The sequence below is a fragment of the Bacillus sp. PPSBB_2 genome, from assembly GCF_045291115.1.
GTDB classification, from domain to species: Bacteria; Bacillota; Bacilli; order Bacillales; family Bacillaceae_G; genus Bacillus_A; species Bacillus_A cereus.
The window spans coordinates 4,863,670-4,884,783 of the sequence record NZ_CP147983.1; the positions used below are offsets into that span (position 1 = coordinate 4,863,670).

Here is a 21,114-nt window from a genome sequence, read left to right on the forward strand (position 1 = left end):
TTTACCTATTTGACTACTTTTATTATAGGTGATGAGGAAAGCGGAAATCAAAACATACTTCTTATACTTTGTCCATATATATGAAGAAGAAAGGGGAATGACGATGGATGTAAGAGAACATACTTTTTTCTCTCTGCTTATTATTAGTTATTTTATTGCCTTTGGGGTTATACTTGGCGGTTCATTAATTGGTGGATTTGGTGCGTTTCTTATCGGAAAACCAGCTCTAACTTACATTAATCAATTCGCCCAAAATTTAAGAATTTGGGCACTCGTTGCAGCAATCGGCGGAACATTCGATACCTTTTATAGCTTTGAAAGAAGTTTCTTTGGCGGAGATATGAAAGATATCGTAAAGCAAATTCTCCTTATTTTTTTCGCAACTGGTGGTATGCAAACAGGTCTCATTATTATTAAATGGCTAACGCAGGAACATGTATGAGAGTACCAAGTGCCAATACAGCAAAAAGATGGTACTTAGTATTAGCTGGGGCTGCTGTTGGAGGCGTGTTGAGCTGGTTTATTTTTTTGTACATATACGGTGTTTTTCAAGAAGAACAAGCTAGTAAAATAGCAGAACAAAGAGAAATTATAGAAAAACAAGAAGCAAAGCTCCACGTCCTTCTCGAAGATCAAGAAAAATTGAACACTGAAAATAAACGGCTCTTAACCATTCAAGAGATTAAAATAAAACTTATCAATCGAGAAAAATACGATTTAGACAATCTCACACTCGAAAATATGACTACATCTATCCATAATGACCTCCAACATCTTTTAACGAAAAACATTCAAAGTATCGCAAAAAATAAAGACCTACTTAAAAAGGTAATCGAAAATAAAACGTACAAACATTACGATCGGCTATACCGTTTTAAAGTCGATACAATATCTTTTGATACAGTGCTTGAAATTAGCATTACTATAGAGAAAGAAAAATAAAGAAGGAGGGCTTTAGCGCCGCTCCTTCTTTTCGTTCTAACATATAGTCTCTTATTTACAAATCTCACGTAAATCAGCAAAAAGACGATCCGCTTCTTCCCAAGAAGATGCCTTCGCACCAGAAGCCATCGGATGCCCCCCGCCGTTATATTGCATTGCTAATTTGTTTATAACTGGTCCTTTTGAACGAAGACGAACACGAATTACGTCGTCTTCCTCTAAAAATAGAACCCACGCCTTTAATCCATCAATATTGCCAAGCGCTCCAACAACACCAGATGCTTCAGAAGGAAGTACATCAAACTCTTCTAATACTTCTTTCGTTAATTTAATGTAAGCTGCTCCTTCTTCTACCATCGTAAAGTTTTGTAAAATATAACCGTTTAAACGAGCAATTTTTTCTTTTGTCTTATACATCTCATTGTATAAATCTGTGAATTTCACACCCATGTCAACAAGCTCACTTACGTAACGAAGTGTTTTTGCTGTCGTATTCGGGAATAAGAAACGACCTGTATCTCCAACAATTCCTGCTAAAATAAGGCGGGCTGCTTCTTTTGTTATTTTTAATCCTTTATCTTTTCCATAGTTATAAAACTCATAAATCATTTCACTTGTAGAACTCGCTGTCGTATCTACCCACGTAATATCTCCATATGGATCTTCATTTGGATGATGATCAATTTTAATTAACATCTTCCCTTTTGTATAGCGTTGATCGTCAACACGTTCTTGATTCGCAGTATCACAAACAATAACAAGCGCATTTTCGTATACACTATCTTCAATATCATCCATTACTCGTAAGTATGCTAGTGACGGTTCATTGTACCCAACCGTATAAATATTTTTCTCTGGAAACGATTCTTGTAGAATTGTACCAAGACCACCCTGTGAACCTAACGCATCTGGATCCGGACGCACGTGGCGATGAATAATAATTGTATCAAACTCTTTAATTGCTCCTAAAATTTGCTCATGCATATGTATAATCTCCTTTTTAATCAACTTCTTCACTTTATCCTCCATTATAACGGAAAGTATTTCATACATGCGAACAATTGCTTTATAATAAAAGTTAGAAAGTTTAGATATTTCTTTTTCTTTTCTATTATTTTTCACAAAGCGATGGGAGTGTTCATTATGCCAGTATTAGTCTTCTGTATTATCATCTCATTTATGTTGTACCTCTTTTACAAAACAAAATACTTTCGTACAAACCGCCCAATGGAGAAAGGTTGGCTCTCAGGAAAATCCGCAATGGCACTCGGTTCATTCGTTTTATTTTTCGGGATAAACCAATTCTTTTTAGAACTTTCAACCGCTCGTATTATCGTTGGTGTTTTATTCGTTCTATTTGGTAGTGCAAGTGTATTTAACGGGTTTCGCCAATACAAACATTTCTTGCCATTAGCAGTTAAAGAAGCTGAAGTCTATGAAGCAACGTAAAAAAGCATCAATATTGTGATGCTTTTTTACGTCCCTTAACTTTCAAAATCATATACGCAACAAACGCAGATGGTATATTAAATGGGTTCCCTTGTACGTGAAAATGTAATTGTTCTTCTCCAAAAGACATTTTTTCATATAGCTCTCGCTGAGATAATCCTGTCTTTTCCTTTTTTTCATGTAAACCTTGTAAATATAAATATTGAATCGGTATCATTACAAGAAAGTAAAATAGTGCGATACTACCAAAAAAGAGTACGGCTGACGACATAATGCATACCACCTCTCACGATTCCATTTTCTTACAATATAATCATAACACAATATACAACTGAATTGAATTATTATTCCGTCTTTTCTCACATTACTTTTCCACTCCATCCCATACATATTTCACTAAAACTCCCATCTAAAATCATGCCTTTCAAATTTAAAACAACAAAAAAAGATGGAACAAATCAAAACGATTTGTTCCATCTTTTTATTTATCGATTAACTGAACCATAAGTAATGCTTTTCCAACAACATTACCTTCATGATGCACCTCTACATCGACCTTACCAAATTTACGTCCAATTTCTAATACTTTCGGATGAACAGATACAACATTATCAATTTGAACCGGCTTTACGAAATAAATCGTTAAGTTTTCAACAATTAAATCGCTTTTCTTTTGCGCACGAATGACGCGATTTGTCGCTTCTGTCACAATTGTTGCAAATACACCGTACGATAACGTCCCGATTGAGTTCGTCATTTGCGGCGTCACCGAAAATTGATATAGATGCTCATTCTTCGCTTCTTTTGGTGTCATAAATTGATTCGTTACAATATCATCAATGGTTTCTCCAACTTGTGGCTGACGTTGAATCATTTGCAGTGCCTGAAGTACATCTTGACGGCTAATAATACCTTGCAGTTTGTTTCCTTCCTCAACGACAGGAAGTAATTCAATTCCTTCCCACACCATCATACGTGCCGCAGCTGCGACAGACATTTTACCGTTCACTGTAATTGGGTGTTTTGTCATTACTTTATCAATTGGTGTTTCTTTCGCTACTCCGATCATATCTTTTGAAGTTACGATTCCTAGTACTTTGTTACTTTCATCGACAATTGGATATCTTCCGTGCATTGTCTCTTCGTTATATGCATGCCATTGCTGTACTGTATCACTCGGCTTTAAATATAACGTTTCTTCAATTGGCGTTAAAATATCTTCAACGAGTACAATTTCTTTCTTAATAAGTTGGTCATAAATTGCACGATTAATTAACGTTGCGACCGTAAATGTATCGTAGCTACTTGAAATGATCGGCAGCTTTAATTCGTCTGCTAATTTCTTCACATGATCTTCCGTATCAAAGCCGCCCGTAATTAATACAGCGGCTCCAGTTTCTAGCGCTAATTCATGTGCATTGGTACGGTTACCAATAATGAGTAAATTCCCAGCTTCTGTATAGCGCATCATCGCTTCTAACTTCATAGCTCCGATTACGAATTTATTTAATGTTTTATGTAGTCCTTCTCTGCCCCCAAGTACTTGACCGTCGACAATGTTAACGACTTCTGCATATGTCAGTTTTTCGATATTCTCTTTCTTCTTTTGTTCAATTCGAATTGTTCCGACACGTTCAATTGTACTAACATATCCTTTATTTTCTGCATCTTTAATTGCACGGTAAGCGGTCCCTTCACTTACACTCAAATCTTTCGCAATTTGTCTTACAGAAATTTTATGGCCTACTGGCAGGCTATTAATATGTTCTAAAATTTGGTTATGCTTGGTAGCCAAATGGTTTCACCATACTTTCTTTTCCCTAAATTCTTCATGTGTTGTACTTTCAGTATACTATATTTTCAAAACTGTTACACTCTCTCTTTGCATACCTGTACTATTTTTTTTATAACAAAATGACTCTTACATTCCACCAGTCATTCTATTACAACAATGTAATGCTATTGTCATCTCATTCGATAGTTCGTCCACTTAATTGCCTATACAATTAAGACAAGAAATAAAACAAAGGAGCGAACACATGATGAAAAAATTTTTAGAGGTTGTAGGTGCTGTATTTTTAGCTTTCGTAGATGGGAAAAAAGTTGCAATGGAATTGAATGAAACACCTGAACAACCACGTACCAAAAGAAAAGAATCACCAAAACAAATACAAGCATTAAAAGCTGTCCTACACACGTAAAAAACCCTTCACTTTTCTTTTCAAATGAAGGGTTTCTTTTCTATAGTGTAATACTTTCTCCAGCTTCTAATACTTTCCCTGTACAATTTTGTAGCTTTTCTACAAATTGATATGGATCTTGTTCAATAACTGGGAACGTATTGTAATGCATCGGTACAACAGTTTTCGCATTAATCCATTTTGCCGCTAGTACAGCATCTTCTGGTCCCATTGTGAAATTATCACCAATTGGTAAAAATGCTAGATCAACTTTATTTAATTCCCCAATTAACTTCATATCAGAGAATAGTGCAGTATCTCCTGCGTGGTATACAGTTTTCTCTTCTGCTGTAAATAAAATACCTGCTGGCATACCTGTATATGTAATCGTCTTATTTTCTTCATCAATATAACTAGAGCCGTGGAATGCTTGTGTAAACTTCACTTTTCCGAAGTCAAATTCATGTGAACCACCAATATGCATCGGGTGTGTATTTACACCTTGCCAACTTAAAAATGTTGCTAGTTCAAATGGCGCTACAACAACTGCATTATTTTTCTTCGCAAGTTCTACTGTATCTCCAACATGATCACCGTGTCCATGCGATAAAAGAATTGCATCCACTTTTACATCTTCAGTTTTTAAATCTGTTTTCGGATTACCTGTTAAAAACGGGTCAATTAAAATAACTTTTCCATTCGCCTCAATTTTCACAACTGAATGTCCATGATAAGATACTTTCATTATTACATTCCTCCCCTGTTCACATTCTCACTTTGTATTCTACATGATTTTTCAATTCCCTGTCTTTTCTAACATCTATTTACTTGTCATAACGCTTTCTTCCGAGTTAAAGTTATATTTGTAATTAAATATCTCGGGGGTGCCAATCGATGAATGCTAGATTAGAAAATTTAATGCAATGGCTAAAAGAAAAAAACGTAGAAGCTGCGTTCTTAACTTCTACACCAAACGTCTTCTACATGACAAACTTCCACTGTGAACCACACGAAAGATTACTTGGTATGTTTGTATTCCAAGAAAAAGAACCTATTTTAATTTGCCCTAAAATGGAAGAAGGTCAAGCACGTAACGCTGGCTGGGCACATGAAATTATCGGATTTACTGATACTGACAGACCATGGGATATGATTGCAAAAGCAATTAAAGACCGCGGCATCAATGCAAATGCAGTTGCAATTGAAAAAGAACATTTAAACGTAGAGCGCTACGAAGAATTAACGAAATTATTCCCAAATGCAGCTTTCAAATCAGCTGAGGAGAAAGTTCGCGAACTTCGTTTAATTAAAGATGAAAAAGAACTTTCTATTTTACGCGAAGCAGCTAAAATGGCGGACTATGCTGTTGAAGTTGGTGTAAATGCAATTAAAGAAAACCGTAGTGAACTAGAAGTATTAGCAATTATTGAACACGAATTAAAAACAAAAGGCATACATAAAATGTCATTTGATACGATGGTATTAGCAGGTGCGAACTCAGCTCTTCCACACGGTATTCCTGGCGCAAACAAAATGAAACGCGGCGATTTCGTACTATTTGATTTAGGCGTAATCATTGATGGTTATTGCTCTGATATTACACGTACAGTAGCATTCGGTGAGATTTCTGAAGAGCAAACTCGTATTTACAACACTGTACTTGCTGGACAACTACAAGCAGTTGAAGCATGTAAACCAGGTGTTACACTTGGCGCAATCGATAATGCTGCTCGTTCTGTTATCACAGATGCAGGTTACGGAGACTTCTTCCCGCACCGACTTGGTCATGGACTTGGAATTAGCGTACACGAATATCCAGATGTAAAAGCTGGTAACGAGTCTCCATTAAAAGAAGGTATGGTCTTCACAATCGAACCTGGTATTTACGTACCAAACGTAGGTGGCGTTCGTATTGAAGATGATATTTACATCACAAAAGACGGATCAGAAATTTTAACGAAATTCCCGAAAGAGTTACAATTTGTAAAATAATAAAAAAGGCAGCGGGAGTGCTGCCTTTTTCTATTTCCCTACTATTTCAAATTTCTCTACAATCATTTTTGCTGGATAACTTTCAAGTATTTGAGAAAACCATACTTTTATTTTATCCCCTGTTTTTAACTGTTTATATGTGTCTTTGTCCTTAAAGCTCAAGACTATATGTGCTGGATGCTCTTTATTCATTTGTTGTTCTATATAATGTTGCAACTCTACTTTTGTTTCAAACGTTTTATCATCGGCAAAAAACACCGTGTCATTTCTTAATATGATATACCCTTCTTTAGGTACTTCTTTTACCGTTACTTGCTCTACTTGTTTTGTATCACACGCTGATAATACGACTAGAAATACACTTAAAAACATAACAATTTTCATATGCCTATTCATTTTTAACTCCTTACTCTAGGCTATTTCAAATTTAGCACCATCTTCTCCTCATACTTATCATCCCATTTAATCACAATCTCTATTGGTTCATCTTTAGAGATAGGCGCGCAACTTACACAAGAAGACTTCATTTCAACCTTTTCTCCTCTATGAACTTCTGACGTTTGTGTCATTGTACTAAAGGCTCCATTAATAGCAATCTCTAAGTTTTTAAATTCTGTCTTTCCATCCCCGCCCTTATATTGAAACGTAAACATCCCATCTTCACTGTCATCCTTAATATGCCCTTTATATTGTCCAGTCCAACTTTTGCTCTCGCTAGAAAAAGTAACATACGAAATGGAACAGCTTCCTAAAAAGAAAATACTAATGAAAAAGAATAATGCTCTCTTCATAATGCCCCCTCCATTCAAATGCACTTATTTATTGTCTATTTCTTCCTCTTATTATATTATAAAAATACAGAATTTTCTAAAAAAGGAGGTTTATATGTTACAACAACAGTTAGAAGAAATTCGTAATAATAATTACATACTGGACAACACAATTAACATTGATTCTTTAAGTTCCAATATGCTTGAGCACATCGGTGTTACCGATAGCTATTTAAGAGACAAACTTATTTACTCTACTTTTTATCATCTCATCAAAAAAGACTACATTTCACATACACACTTACAGAAATTATTATTAGAAAGCATTAGTGAAAAATATTTATTGTATAAGATTCATTCGGATGACGAAGATGCCGTATTTACCCGAGCATTTACAACATTATTAATTGCCCTCATTATAGATGCAGATACAAATCATAATTTCTTATCACAGAATGATATTTTAACTGTAAAAGATCAATTAATTCTATATATGAACAACGAGCATGATTTCCGTGGATATGTCCAAGACCACGGCTGGGCACATAGTATCGCTCATGCTTCCGATACATTTGAGGCGCTTGTGAATAGTCCTAAACTGGAAACTTTATATTACGAAGAAATATTACAAACTTTATTAAACAAAGTTTGTGTTCATTCTATTTACTACAAATATGAAGAAGATGAACGTATCGTTTATCCGATTGTCGCAATGCTGCAAAATGACCTAAAGGAAGAAGTACTCATATTAGCCCTTCATGATTTAGTAGCTCAATTACAAGTAAAAAAATCCACGCTACATATTGAATCATACGAATTTTTATACGGAAATATAAAATCTTTCTTACGTAGCTTATTTTTCAGACTACGTACACTTTCCATATGTAAAGAAACCGAATGTGAAATTGAAAAATTGCTACCAGGGCTTCGCCAATATTACTAAATTCGCCAATATTACTAAAAAAGAAGGCCACTCAAAAAGTGCCTTCTTCTATTTCACTAATATTTAATTGAAATTTCACGATCCAAACCGAGAAAAGGTGGACAAGAAGCGCAAACGCCATACATGCTCCGCTTAAAAAAGTTAGTATAGGATGCGAATACACGTGCCCCAATCCATAGGATACCGCCACGAAAAACATTGTTATGTAAATATAAATTGCTCCATGTATTTGCCTCATATAAACCTCCTTTTCCCATATTATAACATAAATTTTCTGATTATTCACATTAATTACTTGTAATCAATATTTCTCAACTGTTACACCTCTTACAGCAGCCTTAATATACGGTGACCCTTGTAAACTTTGTAAATCCTCTGTTTTTCCTGTTACGAATACACCTTATATTGGTAAGTTTTTTGGTTTTGTGTTTTTTATTTCTTTATCCCGCATTAACGGGCAGTAAGACCCCACATCAAAACTCAGCGGAAGCAAAGAAGTTAGGTTGGGGTCGAACTGCCCGTAAAAGCCCGATTGGTGAGGGCTGATAATCAGTGGGGGATGCCCCCCACTGATTAAAGTTTCACTTTATAGTTTATCCTAAAATATTCTCGATATCCCTCCTTATTTTCACTTAAAGATATCCAAATATAGCTTTTATCAATTTTTTCATAATAAAAAGCACATCCATTTTGATGCGCTTTTCTCTGAAATACTATTCTATTATTTCATCGCTTCCTTCACAACATCTTGAATCATAACAACTTCTGTTTTCATATCAATAGACGGTGCTTCTTCATCGATACATTCATACCAAAACGCTAAGTGCTTTTTATCGATTTCATAATGAGAATTTTCGACAAGAGCCCCGCCTTCTCCTTGCACAGAATACCAATATAAGTACTCTTCTCCATCTCTTATTTCCCGGAAAATTGTCTCAACATACATCTTTTCGTCGTTTAATGTCAAAAGTACTTCTTTCATATTGTCATTAAGAAGTTGCATCCATTCATCTACTCGATGACTCTTACCAGGCTTAACTTTAAATCTCGTTAATTCTACATTCATTTTTCTTCCCCCGTTTTCTTACGTACAAACAAACTATATTCTATTGGATGATAAAAACTTAATTTACTAGCTAATTTTCGCGAAGGAATATTGTCTACATAACAATCCCAGCTCGGTATAATATCATTTTGCATGCAATGTTCAATGAACCGTGTTGCAACAGCTTGAGCTAATCCTTTCCCTTGATACGCTTCATGTGTTGCAATATCTATTTCAGCATAACCATTCCCGCTAAATATTGAGACACATTCAGCTACAATTATCCCATCTTGTTCTATACAAAATCCAAAACCACTATTCAAAAACGTTTCTTTTGATCCCCAATATTCTTTATAGTACTCCTCTTTAAATTCACTGCTTCGCTCTATATCTCTTCTATCAATACGCTTCACTTCATATGTATTTTTGTTAAAATCTCGTTTTCTCTCCTCAAAGGTTACCCTTTGAAATTTCATTCGCGGGATGTTCCGAAGTGTATTACTAAAACGCTCTTCTAACATCATTTCCCACTCTTCACTTGAAGTAAAGAGTGTAAATCTCTTCTCTGTTTTTTCAATAGCCGTTTTTAAATATGAAAATAACTCTTCGTTATAATTTTGATCATCAGTATCACCAAATAAATAATAGATACCGTTAGCTGTAATAATTAATCCTGCTGTTAATTGCCCGTTTACAAAAACCTCACCATCTACCACTTGATCACATACCGCATAAGCAAATGTCATCGTTCTTGTATTACCTTCTAAAACCGGAAGAACTTTTCTATACTCGGCTACAGATAATTTTTTCATAATTGCTCCACTATAATCGTATCAGCCTCTATATGTTCAAAACAAAGATTTACCGTTCTCTTTAATGCTCTCGTTCTATGAATCGTACATGCTGGAATTAAAATAGAATCATTTGGCTTTAAAACCGCCGTTTCTCCATCTTCAAAATCAATAAGTAACTCTCCCTCTAGCACAATAAATAATTCATCCGAATTAGAATGATAGTGCCAATCATATTCACCAGTAAATACAGCGATTCGTAAGCAATGACTGTTTATATTTGAAACGACGAAGTTTTTATGTTGATCTTTAATATCCTTTGTTAATTCTATTAAGTTCACAGTCTCCATCTTTCGTCCCATCCTTTCATTAGTCGTTCTTCTAAAAAACTAACTTAATCTCCACCACCTCCGCAATCTCCTCCACCATCACTTGAGCTACTACAGTCATTGCTACTGTAGTCACCGAATCCACCTGATGAGCTTGAAGCGTATGAAGATTTTTTGCTTCTTTTTCTATCTTTTTTACTTTCATGACTAGGCCATACTTTATCAAATAATATAAAGAATAAGATTCCTTCTACCATAACAAGTAGAACGCCTAAGGTACTTTCAATAACATTGGGGGTTATCCCCAAACTTTTAAATATCCCACATAAATACAAGCAAAAAATCACATACAAGAACATACAAATATACCGAAATGTTTTCTCTATCGTAATGACTACTTTTTGTGAAAAAGGTATGTTCTGTTCCTGTTTTTTCTTTATATACCTTTGTCTCTTTGCCTGTTTTTTCTTCCTCTTTTTGCTCCCCATCGAATCCCCTCTTTTTATTATATAATTCTAAATTATCATAATAAAAATTTTTTTACACCAATAAATAACAATTATTCACATGTTATTTCTCCATATAAAAAAGACCCTCCTCACGAAAAGGAAGGTCTCAAATGTATTTCTATTATGATAAAGCAGGAGCTTTTTCAAGAAGCTCTTTTGCATCAGCGTATTGTAAGCCGTGAGCTTCCGCAACTGCTTCGAATGTTACATAACCATCTAATGTGTTAATACCTTTTAATAATGCAGTGTTGCCTAAGCAAGCTTCTTTGTAGCCCTTGTTAGCAATTTGTACTGCATATGGTACTGTTACGTTTGTTAATGCAAGAGTTGACGTACGTGGAACTGCACCTGGCATATTAGCAACTGCATAATGAACAACGCCATGTTTTTCGTAAGTTGGGTTGTCATGAGTTGTAATACGATCAGTTGTTTCGAAAATACCACCTTGGTCAATCGCGATATCTACAACGACAGAACCTGGTTCCATTGATTGAATCATTTCTTCAGTTACAAGTTTTGGCGCTTTTGCACCCGGAATTAATACCGCTCCAATAACAAGGTCAGATTCTTTAACAGCTTCTGCAATGTTGTATGGATTAGACATTAATGTTTTTACTTGGTTACCGAAAATATCATCTAATTGACGAAGACGTTCTGCACTTAAGTCAATGATTGTTACATCTGCACCTAAACCTACTGCAATCTTAGCTGCGTTTGTACCAGCTTGACCACCGCCGATGATTGTTACTTTGCCGCGTTTTACCCCTGGAACGCCTGCAAGTAAAATACCTTTACCGCCTTTGTTTTTCTCAAGGAATTGTGCACCGATTTGTGCAGACATACGACCAGCCACTTCACTCATAGGTGCAAGTAATGGTAAAGAACGATTGTCTAATTGTACTGTTTCGTATGCGATTGATGCAACTTTGTTATCGATTAATGCTTTCGTTAATTCTGGTTCTGGAGCTAAGTGTAAGTATGTGAATAAGATTAAGCCTTCACGGAAATAGCCGTATTCACTTGCTACTGGCTCTTTTACCTTCATAACCATATCTTGATTCCATGCTTCTTCAGCAGTTTCTACAAGTTTCGCACCCGCTTGTACGTATTCTTCATCTGTAAAGCCAGATCCTAAACCTGCTCCTTTTTGAACAAACACTTCGTGACCATTTTGTACTAAATGTACTGCTCCCGCTGGCGTCATTGCCACACGGTTTTCATTGTTCTTAATTTCTGTTGGAATACCGATACGCATGATTAGTTCCCCCTTGAGTTATGAAATGACCCCTGAATCATTTTTTAAAGCGCTTTCTACGCTCTTATATTTTAACATAATATCTCAATATTTGACAAAAAAATAACACGAGTTTTCCGATAGATTTAATTTTATATTAAAGGACAGTATTATCCGCACCTCTCAGCACAATGGATAAACTGTCCAATTATTCGAAACTTCATCTTATTTTATTCTATCGATGTCTATGAATAACATCCACTGCACCAGTCACTTCAATAATTGTACCGGTAATCATATCGGAATCGTCCTCACATAAAAACGAAATGGTTCTTGCAATATCTTCACCTGTTCCAGATCTACCAATCGGTGTGTTATGCTCTTTCAGCTGACGTGCTTCTTGAATAGTTGCCTCTTTCATATCGCCAATAATATCACCAGGACATACCATGTTCGCAGTGATACCATACTCCGCTTCTTCATAAGCAACTGTTTTCGTTAATGAAACAAGTCCTACTTTCGCTGCGGCAAAAGCTGAACGATAAATCCATCCCGGTGCACTATCCGCCCCTTGAAATCCGTAATTAATAATACGGCCAAAGTTCTGTTTTCTCATGACCGGAACGACAAGTTTTAATAAATGAAATACCGCTGTTAAATTTCCCTGAATCATTTCATTCCATTCATCTTCTTCATAATCAACTAACTTTTTTCGTTCAAATACATATGGACCAGCATTATTAATTAAAAAGTCAATTTTGCCAAAACGGCTCATCGCTTCTTCTACTATTTTATGTAAATCTTCCTTTTTCGTGACATCTGCTTGCACGAATTGTAGACGCTCTTCCACATCTTTATATGTTTCTTTCATCGTTTCCATAGCCATGATATCGCTATGGTACGTTACTGTTACTGAATAGCCTTTAGCCAATAACTTTTCTGTTACTTGCTTTCCTAAACCTTTCGTACCGGCTGTAATGAGCGCATGTCTCACAAAACTGCCCCCTTTTAAATTGCTATACTTCATATGTAACAAGTTCTCGCTCCAATTACAACTAAAATGAATTGAAACAGAGTTTTCAAAATTCTGTAACGTTTCTGGCAAGCACGTTACCAAAATTTGTTTTATAATTAAGTTGTAAACAGTTATAAAACAGATTGGGAGGAATTTACTATGAATAATACATATACAAATATTTTAATCGCGGTGGATGGTTCTAAAGAAGCAGAAAAAGCCTTTAAAAAAGCAATTCAAGTCGCAAAGCGCAACAATGCAACATTAACAATTGCTCATATCGTTGATGTAAAAGCATACTCAGCAGTAGAAGCCTATAGCCGTGCAATTGCGGAACGTGCAAATCTATTTGCAGAAGACCTATTAGAAGACTACAAAAAAACTGCGCTTGAAGCTGGTCTTGAAAAAATTGAAACTGTATTAGAATTCGGTAATCCTAAATCAAAAATTTCAAAAGAAATCGCTCCAAACCATAAAGTAGATTTAATTATGTGTGGTGCGACTGGTTTAAATGCTGTTGAGCGTTTCCTAATTGGTAGCGTCTCTGAACATATTATTCGCTATGCGAAATGCGATGTCCTTGTTGTTCGTGGTGATGAAGAGCAAGGTGAGCTTTAATTTATAGATAAAACACCAAGTCCACATAGGCTTGGTGTTTTTCATTTTATAAACTTCACTATAAACACAAGACACGCTACGACAACAACGGTAATTGCCAACACATAAGGCGGAAGAAACTTCAAAGACCATAATGCCATCATAATCGTCGCGATCGTTAAGTACGTTTGCTTTGCACCTTCTATCATTTTTTTACGAAATAAGAAAACATACAAATAACCAATTGGCGGCGTAATAAAGCAAAGAACGTATATGATTTTTGATTTTAAATACCACTTTTGTTCTCCAAGTTTCTTTATATCCCCTTCTATTCTCTTATGCTCTTGTTCTTTCGCTTCTTCTACAAGCGGATTTTCCTCTTCTCCTCGCTTTTCTTTCATATAAGGAAGAAAGTGCATAAAAAAATAGTATGCGAATACGAATGCTCCAAATCCAATATTTACTCTTTCTAATGGAATATGTTCACTAAAAAAAGCAGCAGTAAGCACTAAAGACAAACAGTATGTCATCATCCAAAAGGAACGTTTTCTCTTTTTCCGTTCCATTTCTTTTTTGCCTTGTATATCTTTTCTTTTCGAAAGCCATATAGAAATAAAACAATCTACTACAAATAGAGCAAAAGTAAATATCGCAACGTGTACTGTTTCTAAATCCTCAAATGAAAAGATATTTGGGAATGCAACATGTAATACAATGAATGTGTACAAAATTAGCCCTATAAAATAAATACGTCTCATTTTCCATCCCTTTCTTATTTCCTAACATTACGTTAACATACATTTTTTAGAAATAGACGGACAAAATATATATGTGTAAAAAAGGAGGATGCTATATGGATGATTCTGAACGCATTATTTTAGATGTGAACGGCAAAGAAATTGAAATGCTAGATACGATTCGCACTCATTTTAAAGAGAAGCACGGCGTTGAACTAAGTAATGGTGCATTACTTCGTGATTTGATGGATATTGAGTATATTCGAATTACGGAAGATCGACATAAGTATGATTAAAAGAAAACGACTGCAGGCGAATGCCATCAGTCGTTTTCTTTCTTTATTTAAGCTCTTGATGTTTCCCGCCCATACCACCAGACTCATTGCTATCTTGGTGTACAGTTAGTTTATTTGTTTTCGCATCTTTTAAAACTCTATATGTATATGATTCATTTGGTTCATCTTTAAACTGTACATTCATACCATACGAATCCATTTTGCTATAAAAGGCCGGTTTTATATATAAAATATCACTTTCTTTATATCCTTTATCTTGTAAATGCCACATCGTTGCGATAACCGCTTCTTCTCGCTTTTCTTTTTCACCAACATACATATATTTGTCCAAAAGAAACACTTTAGCATTTGCAATTAAGCTAATTAACAGTACAATGATCAACACTATTTTTTTCATAGACTTCCCCTAAATTGTTATTTTTTACTACATTTTAACTTAAATGCTAGTAAAAAATAAAGTACGCCAGACTTTAATAGACTGGCGTACTTCCCAACTCAACTCTTAATAACTTCTTTCGTTAACCCCTTCGCCTTCTCCAAAGCGTTTTTGATTTGTTCAAACCCAGTCCCGCCAGCACTGTTACGACGCTTTACAGCTGCATATGGTGACAGCACTTCATACAAATCTTCTTCAAATAAGGAGCTCATTTCTTTATATGTTTCAAGAGAGACATCTAATAAATAAATTCCTTTTTTTGTGCAATATAGCACTAACTTTCCAACAATTTCATGAGCTTGACGGAATGGTAGTCCTTTGTTCGCTAAATAGTCAGCAATTTCTGTTGCGTTGGAGAAATCTTGCGTCACAGCTTGCCCCATTTTTTCTTTGTTTACAGTCATCGTTTCAAGCATGCCCGCCATAATATGAAGGCATCCTTCTACTGTTTTAACTGTATCAAACATTCCTTCTTTATCTTCTTGTAAGTCTTTATTGTAAGCGAGCGGTAATCCTTTCATTACTGTGAGTAAACTGAATAAATTACCGTATACTCTGCCTGTTTTACCACGGATTAGTTCCGCCATATCCGGGTTTTTCTTTTGCGGCATAATGCTGCTTCCCGTTGCATATTGATCGCTCATTTCAATAAATTGAAACTCTTGGCTACTCCATAAAATAAGTTCTTCGCAAAAGCGTGATAAGTGCATCATAAGCATAGAGGAGTTACTTAGGAACTCCAGTATGAAATCACGATCGCTTACTGCATCTAAACTATTTTCATAGATTCCATTAAATCCAAGAAGCTCCGCACTATACTCTCGGTCAATGGGGAATGTCGTTCCAGCTAACGCTCCTGCTCCTAATGGCGAAATGTTAATACGTTTTAACGAATCTTCATAACGATTCACATCACGCTCTAACATCCAAAAGTAAGCGAGAATATGATGAGCAAATGAAATCGGCTGAGCACGTTGCAAATGCGTATAGCCAGGCATAATGGTTTCAATATTATTTTCTGCTTGATGAACAAGAACAGTTTGCAATTGCTTTGTAGCTTTTATAATATGTTCTACCTTTTCTTTTAAATACAAATGCATATCTGTCGCTACTTGATCATTACGACTTCGGCCAGTGTGAAGTTTTCCTCCTACTTCGCCAATTTGTTCAATTAACATTTTTTCGATGTTTAAATGAATATCTTCTGCTTCTACTGAAAATTGTAGCTTATTCTCTTTTGCTTCTTTCAATAAATATTGAAGACCTATCTTTATTTTCTCTGCTTCTTCTTGCGTAACGATGCCTTGCTTTGCTAGCATCGTTACGTGTGCCATACTCCCATTTATATCTTGATTTACTAATTGTTGATCGAAGGAGATGGATGCTCCGAACTCTTCAACCCATGCTTCCGCTTCTTCTGTAAAACGTCCGCCCCAAAGTTTGCTCACGCTTCCACCTTCTTTTGATTCACTTGGCTGTATACTTTCGTCGGTAAACCGAATAATGAAATGAATCCAACTGCTGCATCATGATTAAATTCATCTTGAGCAGTATATGTTGCTAATTTTTCATCGTATAAAGAGTATTCAGATTTACGTCCTTCTACAATCGCATGACCTTTAAATAATTTCACACGCACTGTACCTGTTACATTCTTTTGCGTTTCTTGTAAAAATGCATGAAGCGCTTGTTTTAAAGGCGAGAACCATAAACCATTATAAATAAGTTCTGTTATTTTCTGTTCAATCACTGGTTTAAAATGTGCTACTTCTTTTACGTGTGTTAAATCTTCCAACTCTTTATGCGCAGTGATTAACGTCATTGCTGCTGGGCATTCGTATACTTCACGAGATTTAATACCGACAAGACGATTTTCTACGTGATCAATACGTCCAACGCCGTGTTTTCCAGCAAGCGCATTTAACGTTTTAATTAATTCTGCAAGTGAATATGCAGTGCCATTTAAAGTAGTCGGTACGCCTGCTTCAAATCCGATTTCTACAAACTCTGGTTTATTCGGTGTATCTTCTAATGCCAATGTCATCTCATATGCATCTTCTGGCGGCGCTGCCCATGGATCTTCTAAAATTCCACATTCGTTGCTGCGTCCCCATAAGTTTTGATCGATTGAAAACGGGCTATCTAAATTAATCGGAATTGGTACATCGTTTTCTTTTGCATAGGCAATTTCTTCTTCACGTGACCACTTCCATTCACGTACAGGTGCAATCACTTCTAAGTAAGGATTTAATGCTTGAATAGAAACTTCAAAACGAACTTGATCATTTCCTTTCCCTGTACATCCGTGTGCAACTGCAGTTGCGCCTTCTTGTTCTGCGATTTCTACTAATTTCTTCGCAATAAGCGGACGAGATAATGCAGAGACAAGAGGGTATTTCCCTTCGTATAATGTGTGTGCTTGCATCGCCATCAATGCATATTCGTTTGCAAATTCTTCTTGAACATCAATCATATATGATTTAATTGCACCTACTGAAAGTGCCTTTTCTTTTACAAATGCTAAGTCTTTACCTTCCCCTAAGTCTAAACAAAGCGCGATAATATCATAATTCTTCTCTTGTAACCATTTAATTGCAACGGAAGTATCAAGACCTCCGGAATATGCTAATACAACTTTTTTCTTCTCCATTTTGCATCCCCCTAAAGAATAAATATTCATTTTATTTTATAATAATTCACACTTTACCACCTTTCACAAAATGTATCAAGAGTCATTTTCAAATTTTTTCAAACAATTTCGTCGAACTTCTTTCTGTTTTTATGTACAATATAAGCAGGAAAACGGGGGTGAACTTATGGAAAAGTATTTCTTATACGATGAACATCTAGGAATTGAAATTCCACATTTACAAGAAGACTGGGAAGAAATCCCCGAAAAAATGCAACATGCTATTTTACTAAAATGGGAACAAGTTCGCGGGAAAATTCCTGATCGTATAAAAGAACTTGAGCACTATATTAATACAAAACAATATTATTTAAATAACGAAGAAGACTTCGAAGTTTCTTGTAAACTAAATTCAGAAATTGCCGATCTTGCTTCCATCATTAATGACCTTTGGCTTTGGTATCGACTCACTCAAAATGTATCTGAGGGGAAAGCACACCAATGAAAAAAGCATGCCCCTCAATAACTTTGGGTCATGCTTTTTTTGTCATAACATGATTTACAATATATTTCTTGTGCTGTTTTCGCCAAACATACATCGAATGGACCAACTAATATACTTCTTTCTTTCGGCAACTTTACAAAAGCAACAAGCTCTTCTTCATATTGAATTTTTTTCTGACATGAAATGCATATTAATTCTTTTCTTTTGAACATGTCTTTTAGCATACCTTCACTCTCCCCTTCATCTATCTATATTAATATACTCTCATAATAGTTAAGACTTGTAAAAAAATGACACATTCTGAATCGAATGATTCATATACTATGTACAAAAGGAGGTTTAAAAATTATGCGTGCTTTCGTTATTATCACTTTAACTTTTTTAAGTGTAATTAGTTGGGATGCGTTTTTTAAAGATAAAAGTGATGAAAAGAACACAACGGAATAAAACCCTTTTTTCTTACTTATTGGACAAACCGTTATAAACTGTCCAATCCTCCGAAATAACTTAGGCTTTTCTACAAAAATATTTAAACATAACATTTTTTGTAGATTCCCTCCGTTTATTGTCGGTTTCCATCCGCATACATTTTTTAAAAGTATGATATAATAGTATAAATCTTGAAGGAAGGGATTTTGATATCATGATCGCTCGAAGGAGCATGTGGCATCGTATTGACGAATCATACACGTAGCGTATTTTTCAGCTCAGATACTTTAGTCTAGCGAAAAAAATACGAGAGTGGGGAAATTATGATTGCCCGAAGGATAATTTGGCAAAAAAAAGACTCTTCTTACACATAGCGTTTTGTTTAGGACTTAATTGTTACTAACTAAACAAAACAAAGAAGAGCAGGATTGCTAAATGACGAATCCTACTCCACGTTTTGTTTAGTCGTTTTAAGACTTAAACTAAAACGAAGGTAGGGAGAATTGATGGACGAGAGGATTATTCGTTATTTCTTCAGCGACATATAGCGTAGTTAGTTTTTTCGTAAACTAACTGAAAGCTACATGTGAGCTCGTAGTTAGTTTACAACACAAAAAGGACTACTAACTACGGAAAGAAGGAATAACGATGAGGAACATCCAAAGTCGGCAAATTATTAAAGAAATTTTTATGGTTTTAATCGGTTCATTTATTTTAGCAGCAGCGCTATATCACATTCACTTCCAAAACCACTTAACAGAAGGTGGATTTGTAGGAATTGCACTATTCATTCAAAACTTTTATGATATTTCACCATCTATTTCAACTGTATTAATGGATATCCCAATTATTTTACTGTGCGCTTCATTTTTAGGTAGAAAAATGGTTGGTTATTCATTCCTAGGTTCAATTTCATTCGGAGTATTTTATTCCTTTATGGAAAATTATTCTCCATTTACGGTAGATTTATCAAATAACTTATTTATAGCTGCAGTAGTTGGCGGTGCGTTAGCTGGTATTGGACTCGGTTTTATATTACGATTTGGCGGTGCAACCGGTGGAGACGATATTTTAACAATTGTATTAAGTAAACGAACTCGTTTTACAATTGGGCAAATTTTCTTCGTCTTTGACGCGATTGTTCTTGCGCTTTCATTATATTATTTAAATTGGACAGAAATTGCTTTTACTATTCTTTCGATTGCCGTACAGGCAAAAACATTGGATTTAATTTATTATCCAAAAACAGAAAAAACAGCAGAAAAGCAGCCAGTATCTGTTCCAATGTCTAAAAAACATGCAACAAATTAAAAAAGCGAAAGGCTTCGGCCTCTCGCTTTTTTTATGCTCTTTTTTCTTTCTCGACTATATGGCGCACTTGATAAAATCTATTTGCAAATTCAGTAACGTTTCTTGTTAAACGATAATTCACTGTAGATCCAATTGCCATTCCAATTACCGGTATACCTTGGAATAATTTACGACGAAGAGCATAAATCGAAAATGTCTTCAAAATTTGTTTTAACACAACCTCAGTAGAAGCTGTTTGTAGCACTGCTTCGTCTCCTTCGTAAAAGAACGAATCTTCTTGCTCCAGCTCTTGCAATAAATTGTACCATGCATATTGCTGAAGTCTTCCTGGTAGTAATGACGCATGAAACACCTTTAACGCAAGCATCATTTCATACGGCTTGTTCACATCATGTCCAAATGATGTTGCAATAAGTTGGACTGCCTTCACATTTAACGCGATCATAACCGGAAAATCCGCCGTTAATAATAATAAACCTCCAGCACCTGTTGCCCCACCTTGTACAAATGAATATAGACGATGACGTGCTGTTTGCTGCTCTGCTATGTATGTTAATTGATCAATAGATAATGCTTTCAAATCTTCAAGCTGTTCAATCGATTCATCAAATAACCTTGATGTTCCTAAAATCCGATTACGTGCATCTAACTGTGCTTGTGAACTTTGAATAAATGCATGCAAATGAAAGAGCCATCCATCTGCTTTCGTGAAGAATTCTTTTCGCTTTTTCTCAGGTAATTTCGCAACTGTAGCATGTAACCATTTATCAAACACTTTTTGAAAATCGGTCGCTTCTTGCTCAACTAATTGCGCTTCCCATTCTTTTATATTGTCTAAAATGGCTTGTTCTCGCTTCGATCGCATCGTAACAACCACCTCGTTCGATTTTTTTCTATTGTAACATATTTCTGCTTATTCTTTACAAATATGCTTGTCTATCTTTATTCACATACCATTTTTGAATGGCATAAAAT

General features: G+C 35.4%; 29 protein-coding genes. 10 read left to right on the forward strand and 19 right to left on the reverse strand.

Annotation, left to right across the window (positions count from 1 at the left end):
• Positions 1-28: 28 nt before the first annotated feature.
• Entirely contained in the window at positions 29-442 is a 414-nt protein-coding gene (locus V6946_RS24585; RefSeq protein WP_002005839.1) for a YtrH family sporulation protein, read from the forward strand.
• Positions 439-942 carry a sporulation membrane protein YtrI gene (ytrI, locus tag V6946_RS24590; RefSeq protein WP_001265736.1) on the forward strand — a complete coding sequence of 168 codons (504 nt, stop codon included), beginning with the start codon at positions 439-441 and terminating at the stop codon, positions 940-942. Before V6946_RS24585 ends, ytrI begins: the two co-directional genes overlap by 4 nt.
• Positions 943-993: 51 nt before the next feature.
• On the opposite strand, the gene V6946_RS24595 is transcribed toward ytrI, so the two are convergent.
• Entirely contained in the window at positions 994-1,926 is a 933-nt protein-coding gene (locus tag V6946_RS24595; RefSeq protein ID WP_000545136.1) for a bifunctional oligoribonuclease/PAP phosphatase NrnA, read from the reverse strand.
• Between the two features lie 159 nt (positions 1,927-2,085).
• On the opposite strand from V6946_RS24595, the gene V6946_RS24600 reads away from it, so the two are divergent.
• Entirely contained in the window at positions 2,086-2,391 is a 306-nt protein-coding gene (locus tag V6946_RS24600; protein WP_001144753.1) for a YtpI family protein, read from the forward strand.
• Between the two features lie 7 nt (positions 2,392-2,398).
• Here V6946_RS24600 and V6946_RS24605 read toward each other — a convergent pair whose 3' ends face one another.
• Positions 2,399-2,662, reverse strand: coding sequence for a DUF3949 domain-containing protein (locus tag V6946_RS24605; protein WP_000093045.1), 264 nt, complete (start codon positions 2,660-2,662; stop codon positions 2,399-2,401).
• Between the two features lie 210 nt (positions 2,663-2,872).
• Entirely contained in the window at positions 2,873-4,186 is a 1,314-nt protein-coding gene (locus V6946_RS24610; RefSeq protein ID WP_000201572.1) for a CBS domain-containing protein, read from the reverse strand.
• Between the two features lie 244 nt (positions 4,187-4,430).
• Between V6946_RS24610 and V6946_RS24615 the strand changes: the two genes are divergently transcribed.
• The gene (locus V6946_RS24615) at positions 4,431-4,592 is read left to right on the forward strand and encodes a hypothetical protein (protein WP_000976017.1); all 162 of its coding nucleotides are present in this window, start codon (positions 4,431-4,433) and stop codon (positions 4,590-4,592) included.
• A 40-nt stretch (positions 4,593-4,632) separates the two neighbouring features.
• Here the strand turns inward: V6946_RS24615 and V6946_RS24620 are convergent, their stop codons facing one another.
• Positions 4,633-5,316, reverse strand: a complete 684-nt coding sequence (locus tag V6946_RS24620) for a metal-dependent hydrolase (protein ID WP_000868927.1) — start codon at positions 5,314-5,316, stop codon at positions 4,633-4,635.
• A gap of 149 nt (positions 5,317-5,465) precedes the next feature.
• Here V6946_RS24620 and pepQ point away from each other — a divergent pair, with 149 nt between their 5' ends.
• Positions 5,466-6,563: a Xaa-Pro dipeptidase gene (pepQ, locus tag V6946_RS24625; protein WP_000994033.1), complete on the forward strand. Its 1,098-nt coding sequence runs from the start codon at positions 5,466-5,468 to the stop codon at positions 6,561-6,563.
• Between the two features lie 30 nt (positions 6,564-6,593).
• On the opposite strand, the gene V6946_RS24630 is transcribed toward pepQ, so the two are convergent.
• Both V6946_RS24630 and V6946_RS24635 read right to left on the reverse strand, forming a co-directional pair.
• On the reverse strand, positions 6,594-6,959 hold the full coding sequence (locus V6946_RS24630; RefSeq protein WP_001079378.1) for a DUF3221 domain-containing protein: 366 nt from the start codon (positions 6,957-6,959) through the stop codon (positions 6,594-6,596).
• Positions 6,960-6,979: 20 nt separating this feature from the next.
• Positions 6,980-7,354 (reverse strand): hypothetical protein, encoded by a 375-nt coding sequence (locus V6946_RS24635; protein WP_006926481.1) that lies wholly within the window; start codon positions 7,352-7,354, stop codon positions 6,980-6,982.
• 94 nt (positions 7,355-7,448) lie between these two features.
• Between V6946_RS24635 and V6946_RS24640 the strand changes: the two genes are divergently transcribed.
• Positions 7,449-8,276 carry a DUF2785 domain-containing protein gene (locus V6946_RS24640; RefSeq protein ID WP_000941469.1) on the forward strand — a complete coding sequence of 276 codons (828 nt, stop codon included), beginning with the start codon at positions 7,449-7,451 and terminating at the stop codon, positions 8,274-8,276.
• 31 nt (positions 8,277-8,307) lie between these two features.
• On the opposite strand, the gene V6946_RS24645 is transcribed toward V6946_RS24640, so the two are convergent.
• From V6946_RS24645 to V6946_RS24675, 7 genes are all read right to left on the reverse strand, one after another.
• Positions 8,308-8,514, reverse strand: a complete 207-nt coding sequence (locus V6946_RS24645; protein ID WP_001248908.1) for a hypothetical protein — start codon at positions 8,512-8,514, stop codon at positions 8,308-8,310.
• A gap of 483 nt (positions 8,515-8,997) precedes the next feature.
• On the reverse strand, positions 8,998-9,342 hold the full coding sequence (locus V6946_RS24650) for a DUF6176 family protein (RefSeq protein WP_001100209.1): 345 nt from the start codon (positions 9,340-9,342) through the stop codon (positions 8,998-9,000).
• On the reverse strand, positions 9,339-10,133 hold the full coding sequence (locus V6946_RS24655) for a GNAT family N-acetyltransferase (RefSeq protein WP_000736763.1): 795 nt from the start codon (positions 10,131-10,133) through the stop codon (positions 9,339-9,341). The genes V6946_RS24650 and V6946_RS24655 overlap by 4 nt, the downstream gene beginning before the upstream one ends.
• The gene (locus V6946_RS24660) at positions 10,130-10,462 is read right to left on the reverse strand and encodes a cupin domain-containing protein (protein ID WP_000450926.1); all 333 of its coding nucleotides are present in this window, start codon (positions 10,460-10,462) and stop codon (positions 10,130-10,132) included. The genes V6946_RS24655 and V6946_RS24660 overlap by 4 nt, the downstream gene beginning before the upstream one ends.
• 44 nt (positions 10,463-10,506) lie before the next feature.
• On the reverse strand, positions 10,507-10,929 hold the full coding sequence (locus V6946_RS24665) for a hypothetical protein (RefSeq protein ID WP_000534941.1): 423 nt from the start codon (positions 10,927-10,929) through the stop codon (positions 10,507-10,509).
• 142 nt (positions 10,930-11,071) lie between these two features.
• Complete coding sequence (gene ald / locus V6946_RS24670) at positions 11,072-12,205, reverse strand: alanine dehydrogenase (RefSeq protein ID WP_001219403.1); 1,134 nt, start codon at positions 12,203-12,205, stop codon at positions 11,072-11,074.
• A 214-nt stretch (positions 12,206-12,419) separates the two neighbouring features.
• Entirely contained in the window at positions 12,420-13,211 is a 792-nt protein-coding gene (locus V6946_RS24675) for an SDR family oxidoreductase (protein ID WP_033692775.1), read from the reverse strand.
• Between the two features lie 147 nt (positions 13,212-13,358).
• Between V6946_RS24675 and V6946_RS24680 the strand changes: the two genes are divergently transcribed.
• Positions 13,359-13,817, forward strand: a complete 459-nt coding sequence (locus V6946_RS24680; RefSeq protein WP_001066673.1) for a universal stress protein — start codon at positions 13,359-13,361, stop codon at positions 13,815-13,817.
• Positions 13,818-13,858: 41 nt separating this feature from the next.
• Here V6946_RS24680 and V6946_RS24685 read toward each other — a convergent pair whose 3' ends face one another.
• Positions 13,859-14,554, reverse strand: a complete 696-nt coding sequence (locus V6946_RS24685; RefSeq protein WP_006926471.1) for a hypothetical protein — start codon at positions 14,552-14,554, stop codon at positions 13,859-13,861.
• Positions 14,555-14,649: 95 nt separating this feature from the next.
• On the opposite strand from V6946_RS24685, the gene V6946_RS24690 reads away from it, so the two are divergent.
• Positions 14,650-14,829 (forward strand): hypothetical protein, encoded by a 180-nt coding sequence (locus V6946_RS24690; protein ID WP_000342760.1) that lies wholly within the window; start codon positions 14,650-14,652, stop codon positions 14,827-14,829.
• Positions 14,830-14,872: 43 nt separating this feature from the next.
• Here the strand turns inward: V6946_RS24690 and V6946_RS24695 are convergent, their stop codons facing one another.
• From V6946_RS24695 to V6946_RS24705, 3 genes are all read right to left on the reverse strand, one after another.
• On the reverse strand, positions 14,873-15,226 hold the full coding sequence (locus V6946_RS24695; protein ID WP_000725032.1) for a DUF3139 domain-containing protein: 354 nt from the start codon (positions 15,224-15,226) through the stop codon (positions 14,873-14,875).
• 98 nt (positions 15,227-15,324) lie between these two features.
• Positions 15,325-16,713: an argininosuccinate lyase gene (argH, locus tag V6946_RS24700; protein ID WP_006926468.1), complete on the reverse strand. Its 1,389-nt coding sequence runs from the start codon at positions 16,711-16,713 to the stop codon at positions 15,325-15,327.
• Positions 16,710-17,915 carry an argininosuccinate synthase gene (locus V6946_RS24705; protein ID WP_000412315.1) on the reverse strand — a complete coding sequence of 402 codons (1,206 nt, stop codon included), beginning with the start codon at positions 17,913-17,915 and terminating at the stop codon, positions 16,710-16,712. Before V6946_RS24705 ends, argH begins: the two co-directional genes overlap by 4 nt.
• Positions 17,916-18,081: 166 nt before the next feature.
• On the opposite strand from V6946_RS24705, the gene V6946_RS24710 reads away from it, so the two are divergent.
• Positions 18,082-18,399 carry a hypothetical protein gene (locus tag V6946_RS24710; protein WP_006926467.1) on the forward strand — a complete coding sequence of 106 codons (318 nt, stop codon included), beginning with the start codon at positions 18,082-18,084 and terminating at the stop codon, positions 18,397-18,399.
• 14 nt (positions 18,400-18,413) lie between these two features.
• On the opposite strand, the gene V6946_RS24715 is transcribed toward V6946_RS24710, so the two are convergent.
• The gene (locus V6946_RS24715) at positions 18,414-18,623 is read right to left on the reverse strand and encodes a hypothetical protein (protein ID WP_000910274.1); all 210 of its coding nucleotides are present in this window, start codon (positions 18,621-18,623) and stop codon (positions 18,414-18,416) included.
• An 853-nt stretch (positions 18,624-19,476) separates the two neighbouring features.
• On the opposite strand from V6946_RS24715, the gene V6946_RS24720 reads away from it, so the two are divergent.
• Positions 19,477-20,139 carry a YitT family protein gene (locus V6946_RS24720; RefSeq protein ID WP_001244515.1) on the forward strand — a complete coding sequence of 221 codons (663 nt, stop codon included), beginning with the start codon at positions 19,477-19,479 and terminating at the stop codon, positions 20,137-20,139.
• A 31-nt stretch (positions 20,140-20,170) separates the two neighbouring features.
• On the opposite strand, the gene V6946_RS24725 is transcribed toward V6946_RS24720, so the two are convergent.
• Positions 20,171-21,004, reverse strand: coding sequence for an EcsC family protein (locus tag V6946_RS24725; RefSeq protein WP_001256850.1), 834 nt, complete (start codon positions 21,002-21,004; stop codon positions 20,171-20,173).
• Between the last annotated feature and the right edge of the window lie 110 nt (positions 21,005-21,114).